Source organism: Paenibacillus sp. FSL R7-277, assembly GCF_000517965.1.
GTDB lineage: Bacteria > Bacillota > Bacilli > Paenibacillales > Paenibacillaceae > Paenibacillus_AQ > Paenibacillus_AQ silagei.
This window is the reverse complement of record NZ_ASPX01000069.1, coordinates 146,581-169,130: the sequence shown is the minus strand read 5'-3', so window position 1 is coordinate 169,130 and position 22,550 is coordinate 146,581. Positions and strand designations below refer to the sequence as shown.

Below are 22,550 nucleotides of genomic sequence, written 5' to 3'. Positions count from 1 at the left end.
TTACAAAACAGCGGGAGAGATTCCTCTCCTTACAAGCTATATATTAACCTTTATGCCCATTTTCAAACGTCTGTCCATATCTCAAGTGGAAACGGCTTTGCCGTCCTTTTAAAGGACGGTACCGTTTCAGCGAGAAAGATAAGAATAATTATAGCGCGAAGCATATACATTCTTATCTTTTTGCAAAAAACCTCCTTGAAGGGAATAATGCTTCCCGCAAGGAGGTCCTCTTAGTATATCAAAGATCGCGGTTCATGAGGCCCGGAAGCTTACAGGTTCTTGTCGCCTGGCTTCCAGTTCATAGCGCACAGCCCGCCGGATTGGAGAGCCTGCAGCACACGCAATGTCTCTTCAACGCTGCGGCCCACATCGTTATGGTTAACAACCTGATACTTCAGTTCACCTTCAGGATCGATGATGAACAGTCCGCGCAGCGCAATGCCTTCTTCTTCAATCAGGACGCCATAATCGCTGGCAACCTTCTTCGTGATATCAGAAGCCAGCGGGAAGTTGATCTGGCCAAGACCGTTCATATCCTTAGGTGTAGACAACCAAGCCTTGTGGCTATGGATGGAGTCGATGCTCACACCTAGAATTTCTGTATCAAGCTCTGCGAAATCAGCAGCAGCATCACTCAGGGCTGTGATTTCAGTTGGACATACGAAGGTGAAATCAAGCGGATAGAAGAAGAATACAAGCCATTTGCCGCGATAGTCGGACAAGCTTACCTTACCGAAATCCTTACCGTCGCCTGTTACTGTCTCCATGAAGAAGTCAGGAGCGGGTTTACCTACCAAACGTTCTGCCATTGCTTAAATCCTCCTTTTGATTATGTAAGAAAAACAGCTACCGGACCGTTGCCGGATGCAATATGCTTTTCTTGATTTTATTGGATGGTTACATTCTTACGGGTACAGACCAAATGTTATCATCGTACAAAATCAAAGTCAATATTACATTGATTACTTTTTTATAATAATTATAAATAAGCAACATTTTGTGAAGTTTTTCTTCATTCTGCGTCAAAAGGGATACATGTGGTAGAACTAGGCTTTGCGGATAGCGGCTACAATCAGGTCGCCCATCTCTGTGGTGCTGATCGCCTTGCTCTTATCAACTGCGATATCGCTCGTGCGGTGACCGGCATCCAGTACCTCCGCAACTGCGGCTTCAATGGCTGCGGCTGCATTCTCGTAGCCGAAGGTCATACGGAACATCAGTGCAAGCGACAGGATCGTAGCGATCGGGTTCGCCAGCCCCTGTCCGGCAATGTCAGGCGCGGAGCCGTGAACCGGCTCATAGAGGCCGTAGCTGCCTTCTCCCAGTGAAGCGGAGGCCAGCATACCAATGGAGCCTGTCAGCATCGCTGCTTCATCGCTCAGGATATCACCGAACATATTCTCAGTCACTATGACATCGAAGCTCGAAGGACGGCGCAGCAGCTGCATCGCACAGTTATCCACCAGCACATGCTCAACTTCAACCTGCGGATATTCCGGCGCCAGTCTGTTCACCACTTCACGCCACAGACGGGAGGTCTCCAGAACGTTGGCTTTGTCGACACTCGCCAGCTTGCCCCGGCGCTTCCCGGCAATCTCGAACGCCTGGCGTACGATTCGTTCCACTTCAGTGACGTTGTAGACACAAGTATCTACCGCTTCTTCCCCATGCTCACCTTGACGGCGCAGCTTGTCCCCGAAGTAGATCCCGCCTGTCAGTTCACGCACGACCATCAGGTCTGTGCCTTCCAGGACCTCCGGCTTCAGCGTCGAAGCATCCTTCAGACAATCGAAGACCACCGCCGGACGCAGATTGGAGAATAGGCCAAGCGCCTTGCGGATACCTAGCAGTCCGGTCTCCGGACGCAGCTCCTTAGGATTGTTATCCCATTTCGGTCCGCCTACGGCTCCAAGCAATACAGCATCGGCGCTGCGGCAGATCGCAAGCGTATCCTCAGGCAGCGGAGTTCCGCGTTCATCGATGGCGATTCCGCCGAACAGGGCGTGCTCTGTTTCAAATGTATACCCGAACAGCTCTTCCGTTCTTTTCAATACCTTTTCCGCTTCCGCCACAACTTCAGGTCCGATACCGTCCCCGGCAATTACGGCGATTTTTTTGACCTCGCTCATTCCTGTCACTCCTTAGGTAGTCCTGCTGGTCGCAGACATAGTTCTTCTGTATATTGTTGTATCATAACGAAGGACAAAGGACAAAGATATAGATTCTATCACGTTCATAGATATAGCCTATAAGTGAGACAAATCCCTAATTTGCCCTTGTCCCGCCAATTGATTACAATTAATGGGTAGGTGAAATTATCGGATCTCTAATCATATGGAAGAGGAGTGATCTCAAGATGCAATACGCGAAGCTTGGCAAGTCTGGTATGAAGGTAAGCCGCCTCTGTCTGGGAACGATGAACTTCGGTCCCATCACCGACGAGAAGGAAGCCTTCCGGATTATGGATGCAGCGCTGGACGCGGGAGTCCAGTTTTTTGATACCGCCAATGTGTATGGATGGGGTGAGAACTCGGGTCTGACCGAGACTATTATCGGCCGCTGGTTCAAGCAGGGCGGCGGACGCCGTGAGAAGGTTGTCCTGGCGACCAAGGTCTACGGGGCGATGAGTGACAAGCTGGATGGACCCAATGATGAAGGCGGCCTCTCCTCCTACATTATCCGCCGCCATCTGGAGGGCTCCCTGCAGCGTCTGCAGACCGATCACATCGAACTCTACCAGATGCACCATATCGACCGTAACGTGTCCTGGGACGAGCTGTGGGGCGCCTTTGAGCTTGCGGTCAGCCAAGGCAAGATCGGCTACACTGGCTCCAGCAACTTCGCCGGCTGGGATATTGCCGTTGCCCAGCAGGAAGCGAAGGCCCGCGGGTTCCTTGGACTGGTATCCGAGCAGCATAAATACAGCCTGACCTGCCGTCTGCCGGAGCTTGAGGTTCTGCCTGCGGCGCAGCATCTGGGCCTCGGCATTATTCCGTGGAGTCCGCTTGACGGAGGGCTGCTGGGACGCAATGCGCTGAAGAAGATCGAGGGCAGCCGCAGCGGCGGCAACGCGGAGCGTGTGGAGCAGCACAAGAAGCAGCTTGAGGCCTTTGCGGAGCTGAGTCTGGAGCTGGGCGAGCCGCAGGATAATATCGCTCTGGCCTGGCTGCTGGCCAACCCTGCCGTAACAGCGCCAATCATCGGACCACGTACGCTGGAGCAATTCGAGAGTGCGCTACGCAGCCTGGAGGTCGTTCTGGACGAGTCCGTGCTGAAGCGTCTGGACGAGATTTTCCCCGGACCCGGCGGTGCGGCTCCGAAGGCTTATGCATGGTAATCAGGACTAACTGGCTGCAGCCCGCATAACCTCCCGATATCATTTCTTCTCTTACAATAAAGAGCTGTTCACCGGCATAACGTATCCGGTGAACAGCTCTTTATGCTTCTATGTCTTTTATTGCGCCGTATCCACTGTTATAGAACCATTGCTGGTGGACAAGGTGACCTCATGGGTGCCTTTTCCAAGTACAGCCGTTCCATGGTCCTCATCGTCGCCGCCCCAGTCCACGTTGCCTTTAAGTGATCCGTTACTGGTATCTGCCGTAATCTTGGCATCCGTTACCGCCGGAAGACCCAAGACAATCTTGCCGTTGCTGGATTTCAGTTCCCATGCACCTGTGATTGCCGAATTGACTGTAATCTTGCCGTTGCTGCTTCTGGCCGACACAGCGCCGTCAATATTCCCCAGCGTAATCGCACCGTTCGAGCTAACCAGGTCTGCTCCGCCCTGTACATTCTTTACCGTCAGCGTGCCGTTGCTGCTATGAGCCTTCACCCCTCCTGAGACATCATGGATATCCATCGTTCCGTTGCTCGTATCCACATTAATGCCTGCGGCCAGCCCCCCGGCTTCGATGGAACCGTCACTGGTCTCTACCTGAGCGGCCAGATTCTGCGGAATGCCGACATTCAGATATGGCGCATTGTTATTAAAGCCGATCTGGATATTGGAGAGCCAGCCTGAATCTCCTTCCAGCTCCATCACAAGCGTGTCGCCCTCGGTCGTCACTTTCCATTTACGCTCCAGAGCACTTGCCGCTTCATTGTCTGTATTGCCCGGCAGCTCCAGCTTTCCTTCATACGTCAGCGTGCTCCCATCCACACCCTGGAGCTTAACCTTGCCTTGGGGCAGATCAATCCGCACATTCTTAATATCCTGCTTCACTTCTACCTTCCCGTTCACCGGCACCAGCTTGGTATTGCCGAAGATACTGCTCAGCGAGCCTCCGGCCAGCACCGTCTGTGCCCCGCTTGCCGCGATAAGCACAATGATCAGCAGAATGGCCCAGCCGCTTACGCGGCTTTTGACATCTGATTTAATGAAGAGCCTAAGCAGCATCTCCAGGCCGAACAGGATAAGCAGGGCCGGCCAGATATAACCCAGCACATCGTACGTGATTACACCATATTGAGCCATGACTACAATAACGCCTACTATTATGCACCCTATTGCGGCGGTAAAGCTGCCGATTTTCCATCTCCCCATCTTTTAATTCCCCATTTCACTATACTTTTGAATTATTCTTCAGCATTCTGAATCCATACCCGATCAAGGCAAGCGACAACAGAATCGCTCCGATATTCATATCGCTCAGTATTTCCCACAGAGCGGGAAATGCAGTGATGAGCAGCAGCAGGATGCCTGCGATAACACACCCAATACCGACCCACACCGGGTTCACATCATCATGCGGATACATCGGGGGCGCAGACATTCCCATCGTCCAGGGCGCTCCAAAGCTATCCGGATGGAACATCATCCGCTCATGCTCGGCAGCCGACACCTTCATCCAAGCCGCCTTTTGCAGCGCATCGAATAATTGATAGAACCAGAGCGCAGCAAGTGCGAACGGAAACACGGCGGGCATAGACGGAATGAATATAATACAGAGCGATGCTCCAATCATATACTCCAGACCCATTTTTTTAAAGCCCAGATACATGTGGCCCAGTCCTGGAACCATAGCCAGGAGAAACGTGAGCCAGCGTCTTTTCTTAATCATATGTTACCCTCCCAAAAGTTTTGTTGAAATAAAATAGATAACCGGCGAAGCCGCTATGGATTTATTTATTGTTACCTTGCGGGCCGAACCAGGAGCTGACCGATGTGGACATATGCCCGTTGATTTCAGTGATGCCATATGCCAAATTCTCAAATACGCCAAGCTGCAGCAGGAGAAACGTCAGACCGACCGCCACGCCGTAATGCATCCAGGAGGTTCCCCGGGTCGTACGCCGTCTGGTCATGGTGGATTTCACGATCCGTTCTCTGCGTCCGTTCTCCAGCTGGCCGATCCTTGCCATAACATCCCCAGTCAAATCAGGGAAGTCATGCGTCAACACGGGCTCCTGCCCGCTAAGATCCAGCCCGGCTTCCATCTCACTCCACATCGCCGCAAGCTCCCGCGCCTCCTCCAGCCATTCCGCGCAGCCGGGACAGGTCTGGGTATGCAGATAGATCGCCTGCTGGGCCTCAGGTGACAACTGTCCATCTATATAATGCGGCATCCACTCTTTTACTGTTGAACAATTCATCGCCATTCCTCCCCGCTTTTGCGCATCATCTGTCTGGCCCGATAGAGCTGCGATTCAACCGTTTTAACCGAAATTCCTTTTTGCTCCGCGATCTCCTGATAGGAGTGGCGCTGAAAATAGTACAGCTGCACAACCGACCGGTACGGTTCCGCCAGACTATTCAGGTTCTCACCCAGCTCCCGGGAAGCCTCCTTGCGAAGCACTGCCTGTTCAGGTGTCTGTGAAGTCACCCAGTCATTCTCAGTGTAATCTGCTGCACTCCGGTGCCGCCATTCCCGGTCATTGGCCCGTTTCCAGTCCAGACAGGTGCGGTAAGCAATCCGGTACAGCCAGGTGGAGAAGGAAGATTGTCCTCTGAAGGTGGGAAGGGCTTTATAGGCTTTGATGAAGACTTCCTGAGCCATATCCTTGGCAGACTCGGCTTCTCCTGTAATTTTGATGCATACGCTATATACCATGCCTTGATAACGGGTCACCAGATTCCCGAAGGCCTGATGCTCCCCGCTTAGCACAGCACTGATCCACTCCGTCTCTTCCAAGTCTTTCTTCCCTCCTTCAGCTACATAACGTTAGACGTCTGGCTTTAAGGTTCCCCTGCATAGTTTTTTAAATTATTTTAGAATAGCAGCATTTCTATTCAAAATCAGCCTCAAGTGCAAGCTCAGAGGGAGGATAACCCACATCCTTGTCGAATTATCCTTAAACAGCCTATGACAAGACAACATTCCTTAATGAAGTGGTGGGATAGACATGATTCAGGCCTTGCTGGTAGATGATGAACGGCTTGCTCTTATGAAGCTGAAAATGATGCTGGAGGAACTGACAACTATAAATATAATCGCTGCTTATACTGATCCTTCCGAGGCGGTCAAAGCAGTGCCGCTGCTACGCCCTGATGTGATTTTCCTCGACATTGATATGCCTGAGATGAATGGCGTCCAGGCTGCGGAAGCCATGCAAAGGCTGTGCCCTCAGGCAAGCATCGTATTTGTGACTGCACATAACAGCTACGCCATCGAGGCGTTCGAGCTTTATGCGCTTGATTATGTTCTTAAGCCTGTACAGCGGGGCCGTCTGCTGAAGACCATCGAGCGGCTGGAGGAGCGTCTCAGCCAGGCCCAGGAGGATTCGCGCAAGCCTGCACAGACGGTCATGATCCGCAGCTTCCAGTCCTTAAGATTCGAACGGGGCGGCCAGCCGCTGCCCAATATCCGCTGGCGCACCTCCAAGGCACAGGAATTATTCGCTTATTTATTTCATAACCGCAACCGGTTTGTAAGCAAAGATACCCTAACCGATCTGCTGTGGCCTGATTTCAATCTCAAGAAGGCCTCCACTCATCTTTATACAACGATTTATCAGGTTCGGCAATGCCTGAAGCAGGCGGAGATCGATCTGCAGATCAGCAATGCCAGCGGAGGAGAAGGCTACACCCTGGAGACCGGCAGCCTGCTGATAGACAGCTACGAATGGGAGAAGGGCATTCTTACCCTGGATACCATCAATAAAGACAACTATGAGGAACATCAGCGGTTGTTCGAATTCTATTCCGGCGATTATCTGAACGATTACGATTACCTCTGGGCGGAAGGGGAACGGCAGCGTCTGCGGACCATCTGGCTGCATCATGCAATGAATATCGCCGAATTCTATGTCAGCAGCGGCCGGATACCGGAAGCGGTGACCGTGTACCAGAGAGTGGTGCAGCTCCAGCCTTATTTTGAACAGGGGCATCTCGGGCTGATGAAGGTCTACGACAGCATTGGAGAGCGTTCAGCGGTAGAGGAACAATATCATATTCTGACGGATTTACTGAAGCGGGAGCTCGGCGTGAAGCCGCCCGCGAGTATTAAGCGCTGGTATGAGGAATGGAAGCATCTTAACCTCAGAAGCATGTGATTCTCCGTAAATAGAAACGGCAATGCTGACCTTTCAGGGGACGGTATGATTTCAGCGACTTTATATTTATAAGAGCAAAGACACCCGCAGCAGGCTGCGGGTGTCTTTGTGTATGCTGCCATATTAGCTGGTTAATACCTGCTAAGGTGCATTCTCCTACATTTTCTTGCGGGCATTAAATCTTCTGGCCAGTACAGCTCCCAGAATAATCAATCCGCCGCCAGTCAGATACAGCGGGAGAGGACTTTCTTCTCCGGTCTGCGGAAGCTTGCTGGGAAGTCCGCTGTTGTTGCCTTTGTCAGTTGGTTCTGTAACCGTGCCCTTAGGCACTTCATCGACTCCAACTTCAATTGTAATCTCTTCCTCATTGCCGTCTTCATCTGTTACGACAATCGTGAATTTATCCTTGCCGGTGTAGCCTGGATCAGGAGTATACGTCCATTTGCCATCCGGTGTAATAGTTACCGTACCATGCGCCGGCTCTTCGCCGATGCTAGGAATACCTCCCAGCGGGATCTCGCCGTCGATAGGCACTTCCTCAATCGTAGTGACCTGTGTGGCTTGCGGCGTTGGAGTGCTAACCGTTCCAGGCTGGGCCGGTGTTGCTGCTGGCGTCACCTGTGGTGTTGCCGTTACTCCTGGCGTACTGGAAGCAGCCGGAGTCCCCGTTGGTGCTGGCGTTACCGATGGTATCGGTGTTGGTGTACCGATAACTCCAGGAATGCTTGATGGTTCAGGTGTCGGTGTATAGTACACCGGCGGTGATGTTGGTGCTGTAGTTGGTTCTGTTGTTGGCGCCGTAGTCGGTTCTGTTGTTGGTGCCGTAGTTGGTTCTGTTGTTGGTGCCGTAGTTGGTTCTGTTGTTGGCGCCGTAGTTGGTGCTATCGTTGGCGCCGTAGTCGGTGCTGTCGTTGGCGCTGTAGTTGGTGCTGTTGTTGGCGCCGTAGTTGGTGTTGCTGTTGGCGCTGTAGTTGGTGCTGTTGTTGGCGCCGTAGTTGGTGTTGCTGTTGGCGCCGTAGTTGGTGTTGCTGTCGGTGCTGTTGTTGGTGTTGCTGTCGGTGCTGTTGTTGGTGTTGCTGTCGGCGACGGTGTTGGTGTTGCCGTTGGTGACGGTGTTGCTGTCGGCGCTGGTGTTGGCGTTGCTGTTGGTACCGGTGTTGCTGTCGGCGCCGGTGTTGCTATTACTGTCTTCTGGTTTTTCACAGTCACAGTCGTTTCCAGTGTAGAATTAAAGGTTACTGGATAACGAGTCGAATTAAGGATATAACCGTCTGGTGCATTAAGTTCCTGCAATGTATAGGTCCCCGGCCATAGATTATTAAAGTTAATTTCACCCTTAGAATCTGTGGTGAGTGTGTTAAAGACAGCCTCCGTTCCTCCAGCCTTACGATAAAGTGCAAATGTAGCACCACTTAGCTTAAGTGAAGGATTAGCCGAATCCTCTTTAACAACCTTCAGATTTTTTCTACTGCCTGTTCCTACGCCGTCTGCGTCTGACAGTGCAACTGTAACGTCCTTGCTCGTTTGCTTGGTGATCGTTGTAGAATTTTCTCCGCTAATTTTCACACTGTTGGATACTTTATCCTTATTGTTGGCTACAATAAGCGACTCATACTCCAAAATATATGGTTTCTCTATTGGAGCCTTGAAACTGAGTACAAACTGTTGTTTACCAAGATCAGGGTCTGTAGTGATGACCAAATCATAATCTGTCCCCTTAGTTAGCGGTGTAGATACCTTACTAACAGTACCTCCTGAATTAACTGTAGTACCATACAGTTTGAACGATTCTGGAATAAGGATTTGATTATCACTTGGATCATCAACTATTTTGGCTGACTCAATGTATGACTGATTGTAGTTAATATTCACAGTCCATTTAATGTTCAAATTGTTCTGTGTACCCGACTTTGTAACATATTCGCCAGCTTTGGGAATCGTCACTGAAGCCTTGAGGTCTTTGGACTCCGGTTTTGTACCACTATACAGGTTAGCAGTGTTGTTCAACGTTGATGTGTTAGTCAATTGGCCTTTAAGGCTTGTTTTAAAAGTAATAACATAACCCGTTGTGATCGTTTTTGTAAAATCTATTTGTAGCTCTTTGCTCGTTTCGTTATAGGTAACATTATAATCTGCACCCAGAGCAAGCTTAATTGATCCTTTGGAGTAACCACCATCTCCATTGACATTCATAGAGTAAATTTCTACAGAAGAAGGAACGAATTTTTGATTATCCTGCAATGTATCTGTTACTTTAGCATTTGCAAGTGAATGCCGGTTATAGTTCACCCCAACCGTCCAAGTAATTTCCTTTTCTTGTGCATTGTAGCTTCCACTCTTATAACCATTGGCTTTCTCTGCGGAGACAGGATTAAAGTTTGCAGTTACAGTTTTTGTTTTAAGAACCGTGGAGCCGGGATCATTCCATTCCACCGTCGCTTTATTCTCAAAATTAGCATCCTTTGTAAGCCAATCATAGTTCAGCCACTTATTATCAAAATAAGTATCATAACTTATCGTATAGGGTCCACTGATAGGTGAAGTGAACACAATATCAAAACCTGTAGTATTATTTAAATTCTCGATAGTATAGCCTGTAGTGATCTTAGATGTACCTTGCTTAACGACAATAGTTCCAGGAATAATCTCCAGACCTTTATTGGTGAAAACATCCTTAACCACTACATTCTCCATCGGATAACTATCACCATTGATAGCCACTGTCCAAGTAACTTTCTTGCTATTGTAGTTTACTTGTGCAGACTTATTAATAATGACCTGACCAATATTTCTTTCTTTTTCTATAGTTGTAGCCCCAGAAGTGACCGAATTCTTAATCGTCTGAGATCCCTCAACTCGGTTAATCGCTTTTGTTTGATATTTAATTTGATAGGCACTGTTGATGTTTTCATTGAATTTCAGTTCAAATCCGTTCTTCCCAGGCTGGGTTGCAGGAGTAACCGTATAATTACTAACCTCAGTGCTTCCAACAGTTCCAGCTGCATCTGTCAGGAAATTCACAGGGAATACTTTTACAGAACCCACTACCAGTTCCTGCGAGTCATCAAAATAATCCTTTAACACGGCATCATCTTTAAGAACCGATGACTCGTTATAGTTATAATTGATCTCCCAGTAGGTTACTTGAGTTGCAGACTTATAATCAGATGATTTCTTGTCCAAATAAGCTCCTCTAGTAACATTGACTGTTGCTGATGCAGGGACAGCCTGTATGTTTGTTCCACTAAAAGAAGCATTATTTGTAAAGCTTGTTTTGGTTGCATCAGTAATATCGGTAGTGAATTGAACACGATAAGCTCCAGTAATTGGAGATTCATTAAATGCGACATTCAGATTACCCGAAGGAGTTGTAACCGAATATCTGGAGTTTGAAATTTCAGACCCTTGTGTAACTGATCCATTTAACTTCACATTCAGATCATATACCTTAACATCCAGCGGATTGGTCAAAGTCAGACCTGCAGGAATCGTATCAAGGACATTAGCTCCATAGACACTGTCCAATACTTTATTTACATCGACACTCCAAACAATTTGTTTAGCATTTACGTTACCTGAGTTAGTTCCTTTAGGAACACCGCTTTTGGAGATTGTCGAGTCTACCTTAGGCTCGAAAGTAATAGTAACTGTCTGATTGCCCCCGTCTACAGGGAAGACAATCGTCTGTACTGTTGTTTCGGTGAATTTGCTCATATCAAAGGAGGTTTTAATTGTAAAGGAACCATGCACTCCGAAGAATTTATCAACATCATTGCCCAAGGTCATTACAACCTTATTCGGGCTGCCTTTAAGTACATCAAAGGACCCCAAATTCATTCCATCCGCTACAAGTGCTACATTTTTAATATCAGAAGCGAGCACAAATTTGTCAGGCAACTCAAAGGAGTAAGTATCTCCTCCTTTATAATTATGGTTATCGGGAAGCTCCCAATTATACGTCAGCTTGACTTCAGCCCCCTGCTTGTAGACAACGTCCGTTACAGGAACACCATTATCGTAGACTGACATAGTCACACTTGTAATTAGTGGATCTGTTATCTCCGTCCCATCCGCCTTAACCTTCGTCATGAACCCGAAACCGTTGGCAAACTGTGTAATCAGCATTACAACAACCAACCAGGCGCCTATCGTCTTTCTTTTCATATCACTATAACCTCTCTCTCTTTCTGCAAAATGATTATTCCAGCTTCGCCATTACTCATATCCGCCTGCTTCTTCCCGATCGTCCCCCTGTCACTAGTATGTATGTGGGCCTTCGATTTCGCTTTTACTGTACTTTCGTAACTTTACTTGCCGCCTCTGAACAATTTCTGAACAGATTATGAGATAAATCATAGATAACTTAAAAATAAAATATTTTTTTCGACAAAAAAGTGGTTTCAAACGCTGATAATGTGGAATCCACCCTGGATTATGAACTATTTTTCATTTTTCCGACTCATCTTGTTCATTCTTTTCAATTAAAACTTGTTTCAAATCCCCTTCAGCTGGATTCTACCCCGGAATGCTCAGCGTCAAAAAAATTTCAGCAGATTATTGAACAAAAAAAGAAGCCTCCCCGGACAGAATGAACTGTTCCGGTGAAGCTTCTTTTAAACCTTTTAAATAGTTGAATTATAGATTGGCATGCTCCCGCTTGGTGTAGGTCTTGCGCTTCTCAATCAGCTTGTTCAATGCATCCAGGTAGGCTCTGGCACTCGCTTCCAGAATATCGGTGCTAAGTCCGCGGCCCTGCGCAGCCACCTCGCCCTGCGAGAGCACGACATGCACCTCACCCTGAGCATCCTTCCCTCTGCTGACGGCTTTGATCGAATAATCACCAAGTGTGACTTCTTCCCCTGTAGCCTGGTCAATGGCATTGTAGATCGCATCTACCGATCCGTTGCCTTCGGCAACCGCCACAATCGGCTGCGGGTCCTGGCCGTGAATAATCACCTTGGCGGTTGGAGTAGCCTCATTGCCATACGTAACATAGATCGTCTGCAGGCTGAAGGTCTCCGGTGTATCGATCAGCTTCTCTTCCAGAAGCGCAAGGATATCCTCGTCTGAGACTTCTTTTTTCTTATCTGCGAGATCCTTGAACTTGGCAAAAGCGGCATTGACCTCTTCCTCAGAGATGTCATAGCCCAGATCACTCAGCTTATCGCGGAAAGCGTGACGGCCCGAATGCTTGCCGAGTACCAGCTTGCTTTCTTTGAGGCCGATAGTTTCCGGTGTCATAATCTCGTAGGTCGTCTTCTCCTTCAGCATGCCATCCTGATGAATCCCGGATTCATGGGCGAAGGCATTCGCGCCGACAATCGCCTTGTTCCCCGGCACAACCATCCCTGTCAGCTTACTGACGAGACGGCTGGTACGGGAGATTTCGGATAGGACCAGAGAGGTCTTGGCGCCGAAATACTCACTGCGGGTCTCAAGCGCCAGAGCCACCTCTTCAATCGCTGTATTGCCGGCACGTTCCCCGATCCCGTTGATCGTACCCTCAATCTGGTCTGCGCCATTCTGAATGGCAGCCAGCGTATTGGCAGTAGCCATCCCCAGATCATTATGACAATGGGCGCTAAGCTGTACCCGCTCGATATCCGGCACCGTATCCTTCAGGAATTTGAAGATGGCACCGTATTCCGCCGGATTCAGGTAACCGACCGTATCCGGAATATTCACCACATTCGCACCCTCGCGGATCGCCATGGATACCATTTCAGCCATGAAATCACGCTCGGTACGGCCGGCGTCCTCCAGGGAGAATTCCAGCTTGGGAAAATACTTCTTGGCATAGCGGATCGCCGATTGTGCCGTTTCCAGCACTTGTGACTTCTCCATGCGCAGCTTATGCTGCCGGTGTATCGGCGATGTAGCCAGGAAAATATGAATGCATGGGTCCTGTGCCCCCTGCAGCGCTTCCTTGACCGCATCAATATCGCTCTCTCTGGAACGGGACAGACCGATTACGGTGACGTTCTTGACCGCTCTGGCCACTGCGTTCACCGCAGCCAGATCTCCTGGCGAAGCGGCTGGAAAGCCTGCCTCCATCCGGTCAATCCCCAGCTTCTCCAGCTGGTAAGCGATTTCTACCTTCTCACGTGTATTGAGGTTCACACCCGGCGACTGCTCCCCGTCACGCAGCGTCGTGTCGAACACATGAATTTTCCGCATGCTGAGCACCTCCTGAAGATTGTCCATAAACCCTCAAATGCGGCCCGCAAAATTACGGCCGCATCTGAGAATCACACTATGGTTACTTGTATTCTGAAGTATATGATTTTATTTCTTAATCCAGTGCATCATTTCACGCAGCTGGCTGCCAACCACTTCTACCGGATGAGCGGCTTCATTGCGGCGGGTAGCGGTCAGGAAGGCACGGCCGGATTGGTTCTCAAGGATAAAGTCGCGGGCGAATTTACCCTGTTGAATATCAGACAGTACTTCTTTCATAGCTTTCTTAGTCTCAGCAGTGATGATGCGTGGTCCAGTTACATAGTCACCGTATTCCGCTGTGTTACTGATGGAATCGCGCATGCTGGACAATCCGCCTTCATATACCATGTCAACAATCAGCTTCAGCTCATGCAAGCACTCGAAGTAAGCCATCTCAGGCGCATATCCGGCTTCAGTCAATGTCTCGAAACCAGCCTTGATCAGTTCGGACACACCGCCGCAGAGAACAGCCTGTTCACCGAACAGATCCGTTTCTGTCTCTTCACGGAAGGAGGTTTCGATGACTCCGGCACGGGTACAGCCGATGCCTTTGGCATACGCCAGACCAATAGCCTTGGCATTGCCGGTTGCATCCTGTTCAATAGCGATCAGGCCGGGAACGCCGAAGCCTTCAACATAAGTGCGGCGAACCATGTGTCCAGGAGATTTAGGAGCTACCAACAGCACATCCGCATCCTTAGGAGCTACGATTTGTCCAAAATGCACGTTGAAACCGTGGGAGAACATCAGAGCCGCGCCATTCTTGAGGTTCGGTTCGATATCATTCTTATATACAGATGCCTGAGTTTCGTCCGGCATGAGGATTTGCACCACATCTGCACGGGATACTGCTTCTGCTACAGACAATACTTCAAAGCCGTCATTCTTGGCAGTTTCAAAAGATTTACCTTCACGCAGACCGATAACCACCTGAAGACCACTGTCACGCAGGTTCTGTGCCTGGGCATGTCCTTGGCTACCGTACCCGATTACTGCAATTGTCTTTCCCTTCAATACGCTAAGCTCTGCATCCTGTTCATAGTACGTTGTAACTGCCATTGTCAAAATCCTCCTTTAATTTGGGACCCATCGTAAAGAGCGGGTGCTTCAAGAGCACACTCCTGTTAGGCTTACTCTATTATAGCGTGCTCCTCAAGCCCCCGCTCTTTAGCGGGCAAAGTCTGTCCTAATCTTAATTAAATGAATGTCTTAATTAAATTAATGCACGCAAGCAGCAATTCGTTAAAGCTGTAAAATGTGACGATTAGGCATTCCCGCGGATCATCGCCGTTACTCCTGTCCGGGACAGCTCCTTAATACCATAAGGCTTAAGCAGCTCAATCATTGCATCAATTTTGGTGGTTTCTCCGACTACCTGCACCAGCAGGCTTGCCGTACCGATATCTACTACCGAGGCACGGAAGGTCTCGACTACGCCCATAATCTCAGGCCGCTCAGAGGGCTCAGCCTTGACCTTAATGAGCGCCAGCTCACGGGCAACCATAGGCTTTGAACCCAGATCAACTACCTTAATTACATCAATCAGCTTGTAGAGCTGCTTCTCAATCTGCTCCAGAGTATGCTGATCACCTAACGTTACAATGACCATCCGGGACAATCCGACCTCTTCGGATTGCCCAACAGTAATACTCTCAATATTGAACCCCCGGCGGCCGAATAATCCGGATACCCGCTGCAGCACGCCAGGCTGGTCATTCACAAGCACAGCAATCGTATGTCTCATCACTGTTATTCATCCCCCATCAGCATTTGATCAATGGTAGACCCTTGGGTTACCATCGGGTAGACATTCTCGTCTTTGGGGACAACGAATTCTACCAGGACAGGTCCAGGTGTTTCCATGGCTTCTTTCCAGGCGGCGCTGGCTTCTTCCTTGTTCGTTGCCCGCAGGCCCTTCACACCGTAAGCCTCAGCCAGCTTCACAAAGTCCGGGCTGCCGGCCAGATCGGTATAGCTGTAACGCTTCTCATAGATCAGGTTCTGCCACTGACGGACCATTCCGAGTACCTGATTGTTAATCACAACGATCTTGACCGGAATCTTATTGATCGCACAGATCGCAAGCTCCTGGGAGCACATCTGCATGCCGCCATCACCATTAATGGAGACTACGAGCCGCTGCGGATGGGCCATTTGCGCCCCGATCGCTGACGGGAATCCGAAGCCCATTGTTCCAAGGCCCCCCGAAGTAATCCATGAACGCGGATGGTTGAACTTGTAATATTGAGCAGCCCACATCTGATGCTGGCCTACGTCAGTCGTCACAATAGCTTCACCTTTGGTGGTGTCATTGATCATCTGGATGACCCACTGCGGCTTCAGCTCCGTCTCCGAATCCTTGTACCGGTACGGCTGGTCCAGCTTCCACTGGGCAATCTGTGTTCTCCAGGCATCAGCCTTCGAGGCACGCTTCACATCCGGGATCAGCATTTCCAGAACCGTCTTAACATCGCCCACAATAGGAATATCAGTTGCTACATTCTTGCCGATCTCGGCCGGATCAATATCGATATGCACGATCTTCGCTTTAGGAGCGAAGCCGTCCAGCTTGCCGGTTACGCGGTCATCGAACCGGGCACCGATGTTAATCAGCAGATCGCATTGCTGAATGGCATTATTCGCTGTGTATGTGCCGTGCATTCCCGGCATTCCCATCCACAACTCTTCGCCGCTCGGGTAACACCCCAGTCCCAGCAATGTAGTAGTAATTGGAATCTCCGTGCGCTTCACGAATTCATACATGGACTCATGCGCTCCAGAGTAGATGACTCCGCCGCCTGCAATAATAATCGGACGCTCCGCCGCCTCAATAGCCTTCACAAGCTTATCGAGCTGCAGCTTATTGGGAACCGTGCGCGGATTGTAGCCGCGAAGGTTAACTCCCTGGTGTTCTGCCGGAGTGAACAATGTCATCGCCGCCGATACATCCTTCGGAATATCGATCAGTACCGGACCTTTACGTCCCGTATTCGCAATATGGAAGGCTTCATGAATAATACGCGGCAGATCCTCAACATCCCGCACCAGATAGCTGTGCTTCGTAATCGGCATCGTTATCCCGGTAATATCCGCTTCCTGAAAAGCATCTGTGCCAATCAGGCTGGAGAATACGTTACCGGTAATGACCACCAGCGGAACCGAATCCATAAAAGCTGTAGCAATTCCGGTTACCAGATTGGTTGCCCCGGGGCCTGAAGTGGCAATACATACACCCACTTTACCGCTCGCTCTTGCGTACCCGTCAGCCGCATGGATCGCTCCCTGCTCATGGCGTGTCAGAATATGATTGAAATCGTCGAATCCATAAAGAGCATCATAGATATAGAGTACAGCCCCGCCGGGATATCCAAATACAGTATCTACACCTTCCAGTACAAGACTGCGCAGGAGGACTTCGGAACCCGAAACCACCTCTGGATTTTTCCATTTCTCACGTAACTGCTCTATCGACCGCACTTCTTCCGGTAATTGCGCGCTCATCAGTATTCCTCCCTTCGATCGTTCACATGCATTATTCAAATGACAGGACGTCAGTATCCAACCTTTAATATTAGCGAACAGGCTTAAATCTTTCCTGTTTCAACAAAAAAACCTTTCGCCTCCCACGCGCAGAAGAAGCGCGTGAGGGACGAAAGGTTTAGCTTCCGTGGTACCACCCATGTTTGCATAACATCTCACGATGATATGCCTTATCAGGTATACAAAAATCCATCGATGTAGGCAGGGCCCAAATCTTCGTAACCTGAAGTCCCTAACGCGGACCAAACGATTCCCCCTAATAATTCCACCGCTCCTGCTGGTGGACCTTTCAGGGAAACAGCTCCGAGGTGAGCTCGTATATAAGGGATTCTGGTGGAGGTTGCAGCAATTCCTCTCACTCTCTGAACAAAAGAGCCCTTAAAACTTCGTCCTCATCATTGCCGATACATGTATGCTCGTTAAATGTTTAGACACATTATATGATTCCTCACACGGTTAGTCAATACCCCTCTGCAGGTTATACATTAAATTGTTCATAAAATCTTGTTCTATTCTTGCCGGAACGCCCACACCGCCCGGGGCATATGATGTACGACAATGCGTGGAAAGGGGGCAATATTTATGATTCGTTACCGCAGACCCAGGCAGGATGACACGATTATTTATGACTTAATTGAAAAGCAGCTTGTCCCGTTATCCCATCTTCCGCAGACAATCATTAATCAGGTCAGGAAGGATTTGCCCCGCCGCCTGGGACAGGGAGTCACACTTGTTGCTTGTCCCGACTACGACAGTGATCCGCTGGGGTTCGTGCATTTTCTGCTGCATGGCGATTTATTATACATTGATATGCTCGCCATTGCCCCGGATGCAAGGCGTAAGCGATACGGAAATATGCTTATGGACAGGGCGGAGCGGTTTGCACTATCCCGTGCATGCCACAGAGCAAAGGTCTCTGTAGATACCGGAAATACTGCCGGTTTGAACTTTTATGAAAAACTGGGCTACAGTGTAGCCCGTTATCAACCGCAAAACTACTGCTATGAGCTTGAGAAACAGTTCCGCTGATAAAGCAGCAAGTTATATGGCTTAAAAGAATCCGATCGGCGGAATTCCATAACCAGGACCTGGGCCGTAGCCGCCATAAGGGCCGGGAACTGGACCATGGCCATAACCATAACCGCCCCCGTAAGGAGCACCGCCATACCCGTAGCCTCCGCCATAACCGTAAGGAGCCGTACCAATGGCCAGCAAATCAAACAATACGAGCGGAATCAGTGCCTTGGTTTGTACTTTTTTACCACTGATACGCTGCAAAATCAACCGGTTGCCTGAGATGCGGATCAGTTTGCCCGTCACTTTGGACCCGTCTTTTTTTACCGCCACGATATGTTTGCCTATCAGCTTGATCACTTGTTGCTTCGTAACCGGGTGTGCCATAATATCCCTCCTGTAGTTGTTTCTTAACACTCTATTCGCCTCACCCGGTATTTGCCTGTACATCTGCCCGCCTCCGGGCTGAAAGTATTCGCAGCTGCTGCCTGCAATGATTACAAAATCCCCCGCAAAGTGGGACTTTAGCTTCGACGATGACTCAGGTGCTTTGCGGGGACCCCAAAACATATAAATTCTTATCTACCAAAAAAGCGCATCCCCGGAAATCCGGAAATGCGCTCTGTTCTGTTAAGCTCTGGAATTGGTATACCGATAGCCTTAGCGTTTGCTCGGATCGTAAGGTTCACCAAGCGCCTTAGGTGCCGAGGAACGGCCCACAGCACTCACCAGAACGATAATAGTTAACACATAAGGAATCATGAAGATGAATTCCTGCGGAATGCTCTTGGACCATTCAAACAGCTGGACATAGTTGCGGATCGCCTGGGAGAAGCCGAAGAATACCGCAGCACCGAAGGCACCAAGCGGATTCCACTTCCCGAAGATCATCGCAGCAATGGCAATAAAGCCTTGTCCCGAGATCGTATTGTGCGCAAACGTACCTGTAGTAGTCAAGGTAATGGTGGCTCCGCCGATACCCGCCAGCAGTCCGCTCAGCATGACACCGATATATCTCATCTTGTTGACATTGACACCCAGGGTATCAGCCGCACTCGGATGTTCACCGACTGCGCGCAGACGGAGTCCAAACGGAGTTTTGAACAGGATGAAATAAATGACAATGACTAAGATAATCGCCAGATAAGTGGTTGGATAGGAGTTAAATATCCCCTCGCCGATAACCGGAATCTTAGAGAGCCCGGGAATCGCCACTTTGCTGAATCCGTCGATCAACGGAGTTTCGCCTGATCCTTCGAAGAACAGCTTAACCATGTACAATGTGCTGCCTGCGGCCAGGAAGTTAATAACCGTACCGCTTATCGTCTGGTCAGCCTTGAAGGTAATCGCAGCCACAGCATGGATCAGTGAACCGATTACTCCGACAGCCATGGCACAAAGCACCCCGACCCAAGGGGCCCATTCGCCCATGCCTGCATCTTGAGCATAGTAGCCACCTACTGCAGCTGCAAAGGCGCCAAACATCATTAAGCCTTCAAGTCCGATGTTCACGACACCGGATCGTTCAGAGAAGATGCCGCCGAGGGAGGCAAATATTAGCGCTGTGGAAAAAACAAGCGTCGTATTGAGCAGTTGGCCTAAGACTACGAAGTCCATCTATAACACCTTCTCTTTCTTGCGCTTGAAGTAAAACGGTTTGAGCACCCAGCGTACAATGCCTTGCGCAGCAATGAAGAATATGATCGAACCGATTACAATACGGATCAGCTCCGGAGGCACATCCGCACCGAAGCTCATGCCTGCCGAACCGTACGTCAGCGTGCCGTATAGAATAGCAGCGAGAATGACACCCAGCGGATGGGTCAGTCCAAGCAGGGCAACAGCGATACCGTCAAATCCATAACCAGGTGAAGCTGCAAATACGGATTGATAATGGAATACACCCAGCACTTCACCAGCGCCTGCGAGACCTGCGAACACGCCGCTGATGAACATTGCCTTCACCACGTTACGTCCGACATTCATTCCTGCATATTCGGCAGCATGCGGGTTCAAGCCTACTGCACGCATTTCGTAGCCCTGCTTGGTCTTCCAGAGATAGACATAGAAGAAAGTTGCTGCCGCCAAAGCAATTACAGTTCCCCAGTGCAGGCGGGCGTTATCAAAGGTGGAGAAGAGGAAGGTCATCGATAGAGAAGCCGGATTATCCTCCGACCGGTTCTGCCCTTGCAGAAGCAGGAACGTCCGGACAATATAATTCGACAGGAAGAGCGCAATCCAGTTCAACATGATCGTTGTGATAACTTCATTAATTCCGCGCTTGGCCTTCAGATATCCGGCAATACCGGCCCATAGTCCGCCGCATACAGCAGCTGCAATGACCGCAAGCGGCACTAACAGGAAAGCCGGCAATACCCCGCCAAGCTTAATGCCGACAACAGATGCAGCCGTCATCCCGATCATGACCTGCCCGTCCGCACCAATGTTGAACATCCCTGAGCGGAAGGCAAATGCTACAGCCAGACCCGTCAGCATAAGCGGAGTCATCTCGCGGATCGCCTCACCGAAATCATACGGGCTGCCGAACACACGCTTGAACAGCGCAGAGTAAGCCGCAATAGGATCATAACCGCCAATCAGCATGACGATAGCACCTACAAGGAAACCCATCAGAATTGCTACAAGAGGAATTATGTAGCTGTCTGTTGCGAATATTTTCCGGAGCCTAGACATCCGCATGACCTCCCCGCTTCAAACTGCCCGCCATCATCAGACCCAGCTCCTGGTCATTCGTATCCTGCGGGAATACCTCTCCGACAATCTGCCCTTCATAAATAACGGCAATCCGGTCGGACACATTCATAATTTCATCCAACTCAAATGAAATCAGCAGTACAGCCTTGCCTTGGTCACGCTGCGCAATCAGCTGCTTCTGCACAAATTCAATGGCTCCGACATCCAAACCGCGCGTTGGCTGAGCGGCAATCAGAAGAGTCGGATTCTTGTCTATTTCCCGCGCAATAATCGCTTTTTGTTGATTACCGCCGGATAAGGAGCGGGCTTTATTCTCTATAGAAGGTGTGCGCACATCGAATTGTCTTACCAGATCTTCGGCATGCTTGTTAATCACATCTGTGTTCAAGAACCCGTTCTGGTTATATGGACTCTTATAATACGTCTCCAGAACCATGTTCTCGCTCACGGTGAAGTCCAGCACCAGACCATGCTTGTGACGGTCCTCCGGAATATGGGAGACATTCATTTCAGATACCTTGCGCGGTGACAGATTGCCAATCTCCTTACCGGAGACCTGGATCGAACCTGAGTCAATCTTGCGCAGCCCGGTAATGGCCTGAATCAGCTCACTCTGGCCGTTACCGTCCACTCCGGCGATTCCGAGAATCTCCCCCGCCTTAACTTCGAAGCTCAGGCCATTCAGCACAGGCACGCCATCCTTGCTTTTGCTGCTGACATTAGACAGCTTCAGGATGCTCTCGCCAATATGCGGCGGCTGCTTGTCCACTTTGAAGGTTACTCCGCGTCCGACCATCTTCTCAGCAAGCTCGTTAGGATTGGTCTCGGTGGTCTTCACCGTATCAATCACCTTACCGCGCCGGATAATGGTGACACGGTCGGAAATCTGCATGATTTCTTTCAGCTTATGTGTGATCAGAATAATGGATTTACCTTCTGCAACAAGCCGCTTCATAATCGCCATCAGTTCCGTAATTTCCTGCGGCGTTAGTACAGCGGTAGGCTCATCGAATATAAGTATATCCGCTCCGCGGTACAGGGTTTTCATAATTTCTACCCGTTGCTGCATGCCTACCGAAATGTCATGAATTTTGGCATTTGGATTGACTTGGAGCCCGTACTGCTCAGATAGCTTACGAACCTGCTCCGCAGCGGATTTATAGTCAATTTTAAGACCTTTCTTCGGCTCCATGCCCAGAACAATGTTCTCGGTGACCGTAAAAGGATCAACAAGCTTGAAATGCTGGTGAACCATACCAATGCCAAGCTCAATAGCTTTATTGGGGTTATCAATAATAACCGGTTTCCCGTCGATTTCGATGCTGCCTTCATCGGGCTGGTACAGTCCGAATACGATATTCATCAAGGTTGATTTGCCTGCCCCGTTCTCACCAAGCAGCGCATGGATCTCCCCTTTTTCCAGCGTCAGACTAATGGAGTCGTTCGCAACGATACCGGGAAAGCGTTTTGTGATTTGCTTCAACTCTACGACAGGAGCCGCAGCACTCATGGAATCACCCTCATCACAGAATATATATAATATTGCCTTTTAGACACGGCTGTACCGC

The 22,550-nt window shown here is 49.7% G+C and carries 18 protein-coding genes; 3 read left to right on the top strand and 15 right to left on the bottom strand.

Translation table 11 applies throughout. The features are described 5' to 3' along the window. Positions 1-269: 269 nt before the first annotated feature. Both C173_RS19995 and leuB read right to left on the bottom strand, forming a co-directional pair. Positions 270-809, bottom strand: a complete 540-nt coding sequence (locus C173_RS19995) for a peroxiredoxin (RefSeq protein WP_036727686.1) — start codon at positions 807-809, stop codon at positions 270-272. Positions 810-1,046: 237 nt separating this feature from the next. Continuing rightward, a complete protein-coding gene (gene leuB / locus C173_RS19990) occupies positions 1,047-2,129 on the bottom strand; it encodes a 3-isopropylmalate dehydrogenase (protein ID WP_036727684.1) in 1,083 nt (360 codons plus the stop codon). Positions 2,130-2,356: 227 nt separating this feature from the next. On the opposite strand from leuB, the gene C173_RS19985 reads away from it, so the two are divergent. After that, positions 2,357-3,337 (top strand): aldo/keto reductase, encoded by a 981-nt coding sequence (locus C173_RS19985; protein WP_036696143.1) that lies wholly within the window; start codon positions 2,357-2,359, stop codon positions 3,335-3,337. A gap of 117 nt (positions 3,338-3,454) precedes the next feature. Here C173_RS19985 and C173_RS19980 read toward each other — a convergent pair whose 3' ends face one another. From C173_RS19980 to C173_RS19965, 4 genes are all read right to left on the bottom strand, one after another. Further along, positions 3,455-4,546: a LiaF transmembrane domain-containing protein gene (locus C173_RS19980; RefSeq protein ID WP_081751254.1), complete on the bottom strand. Its 1,092-nt coding sequence runs from the start codon at positions 4,544-4,546 to the stop codon at positions 3,455-3,457. Positions 4,547-4,565: 19 nt separating this feature from the next. After that, positions 4,566-5,063, bottom strand: a complete 498-nt coding sequence (locus C173_RS19975) for a hypothetical protein (RefSeq protein WP_036727680.1) — start codon at positions 5,061-5,063, stop codon at positions 4,566-4,568. 61 nt (positions 5,064-5,124) lie between these two features. Continuing rightward, on the bottom strand, positions 5,125-5,595 hold the full coding sequence (locus C173_RS19970; RefSeq protein ID WP_036727679.1) for a zf-HC2 domain-containing protein: 471 nt from the start codon (positions 5,593-5,595) through the stop codon (positions 5,125-5,127). Then, positions 5,592-6,134, bottom strand: coding sequence for an RNA polymerase sigma factor (locus tag C173_RS19965; RefSeq protein ID WP_036727677.1), 543 nt, complete (start codon positions 6,132-6,134; stop codon positions 5,592-5,594). The genes C173_RS19970 and C173_RS19965 overlap by 4 nt, the downstream gene beginning before the upstream one ends. Before the next feature lie 211 nt (positions 6,135-6,345). Between C173_RS19965 and C173_RS19960 the strand changes: the two genes are divergently transcribed. Continuing rightward, positions 6,346-7,494 carry a response regulator gene (locus tag C173_RS19960; protein WP_051478193.1) on the top strand — a complete coding sequence of 383 codons (1,149 nt, stop codon included), beginning with the start codon at positions 6,346-6,348 and terminating at the stop codon, positions 7,492-7,494. A 156-nt stretch (positions 7,495-7,650) separates the two neighbouring features. Here C173_RS19960 and C173_RS34275 read toward each other — a convergent pair whose 3' ends face one another. From C173_RS34275 to ilvB, 5 genes are all read right to left on the bottom strand, one after another. Beyond that, positions 7,651-11,658, bottom strand: a complete 4,008-nt coding sequence (locus C173_RS34275) for a collagen binding domain-containing protein (RefSeq protein WP_036727675.1) — start codon at positions 11,656-11,658, stop codon at positions 7,651-7,653. Positions 11,659-12,129: 471 nt separating this feature from the next. Further along, positions 12,130-13,671 (bottom strand): 2-isopropylmalate synthase, encoded by a 1,542-nt coding sequence (locus C173_RS19950; RefSeq protein WP_036727673.1) that lies wholly within the window; start codon positions 13,669-13,671, stop codon positions 12,130-12,132. Positions 13,672-13,779: 108 nt separating this feature from the next. Further along, on the bottom strand, positions 13,780-14,772 hold the full coding sequence (gene ilvC, locus C173_RS19945; protein WP_036727672.1) for a ketol-acid reductoisomerase: 993 nt from the start codon (positions 14,770-14,772) through the stop codon (positions 13,780-13,782). Positions 14,773-14,977: 205 nt separating this feature from the next. After that, on the bottom strand, positions 14,978-15,457 hold the full coding sequence (gene ilvN / locus C173_RS19940; RefSeq protein ID WP_036727931.1) for an acetolactate synthase small subunit: 480 nt from the start codon (positions 15,455-15,457) through the stop codon (positions 14,978-14,980). A gap of 5 nt (positions 15,458-15,462) precedes the next feature. After that, positions 15,463-17,214 (bottom strand): biosynthetic-type acetolactate synthase large subunit, encoded by a 1,752-nt coding sequence (gene ilvB, locus C173_RS19935; RefSeq protein ID WP_036727670.1) that lies wholly within the window; start codon positions 17,212-17,214, stop codon positions 15,463-15,465. A gap of 621 nt (positions 17,215-17,835) precedes the next feature. Between ilvB and C173_RS19930 the strand changes: the two genes are divergently transcribed. Continuing rightward, a complete protein-coding gene (locus tag C173_RS19930; protein WP_036727669.1) occupies positions 17,836-18,282 on the top strand; it encodes a GNAT family N-acetyltransferase in 447 nt (148 codons plus the stop codon). Positions 18,283-18,303: 21 nt separating this feature from the next. Here the strand turns inward: C173_RS19930 and C173_RS19925 are convergent, their stop codons facing one another. The 4 genes from C173_RS19925 to C173_RS19910 form a co-directional block, all read right to left on the bottom strand. Beyond that, positions 18,304-18,654 carry a hypothetical protein gene (locus tag C173_RS19925; protein WP_036727667.1) on the bottom strand — a complete coding sequence of 117 codons (351 nt, stop codon included), beginning with the start codon at positions 18,652-18,654 and terminating at the stop codon, positions 18,304-18,306. Positions 18,655-18,927: 273 nt separating this feature from the next. Beyond that, the gene (locus tag C173_RS19920; RefSeq protein ID WP_036727665.1) at positions 18,928-19,884 is read right to left on the bottom strand and encodes an ABC transporter permease; all 957 of its coding nucleotides are present in this window, start codon (positions 19,882-19,884) and stop codon (positions 18,928-18,930) included. Then, the gene (locus C173_RS19915; RefSeq protein WP_036727664.1) at positions 19,885-20,961 is read right to left on the bottom strand and encodes an ABC transporter permease; all 1,077 of its coding nucleotides are present in this window, start codon (positions 20,959-20,961) and stop codon (positions 19,885-19,887) included. Then, positions 20,954-22,492, bottom strand: coding sequence for an ABC transporter ATP-binding protein (locus C173_RS19910; RefSeq protein WP_036727662.1), 1,539 nt, complete (start codon positions 22,490-22,492; stop codon positions 20,954-20,956). The genes C173_RS19915 and C173_RS19910 overlap by 8 nt, the downstream gene beginning before the upstream one ends. Between the last annotated feature and the right edge of the window lie 58 nt (positions 22,493-22,550).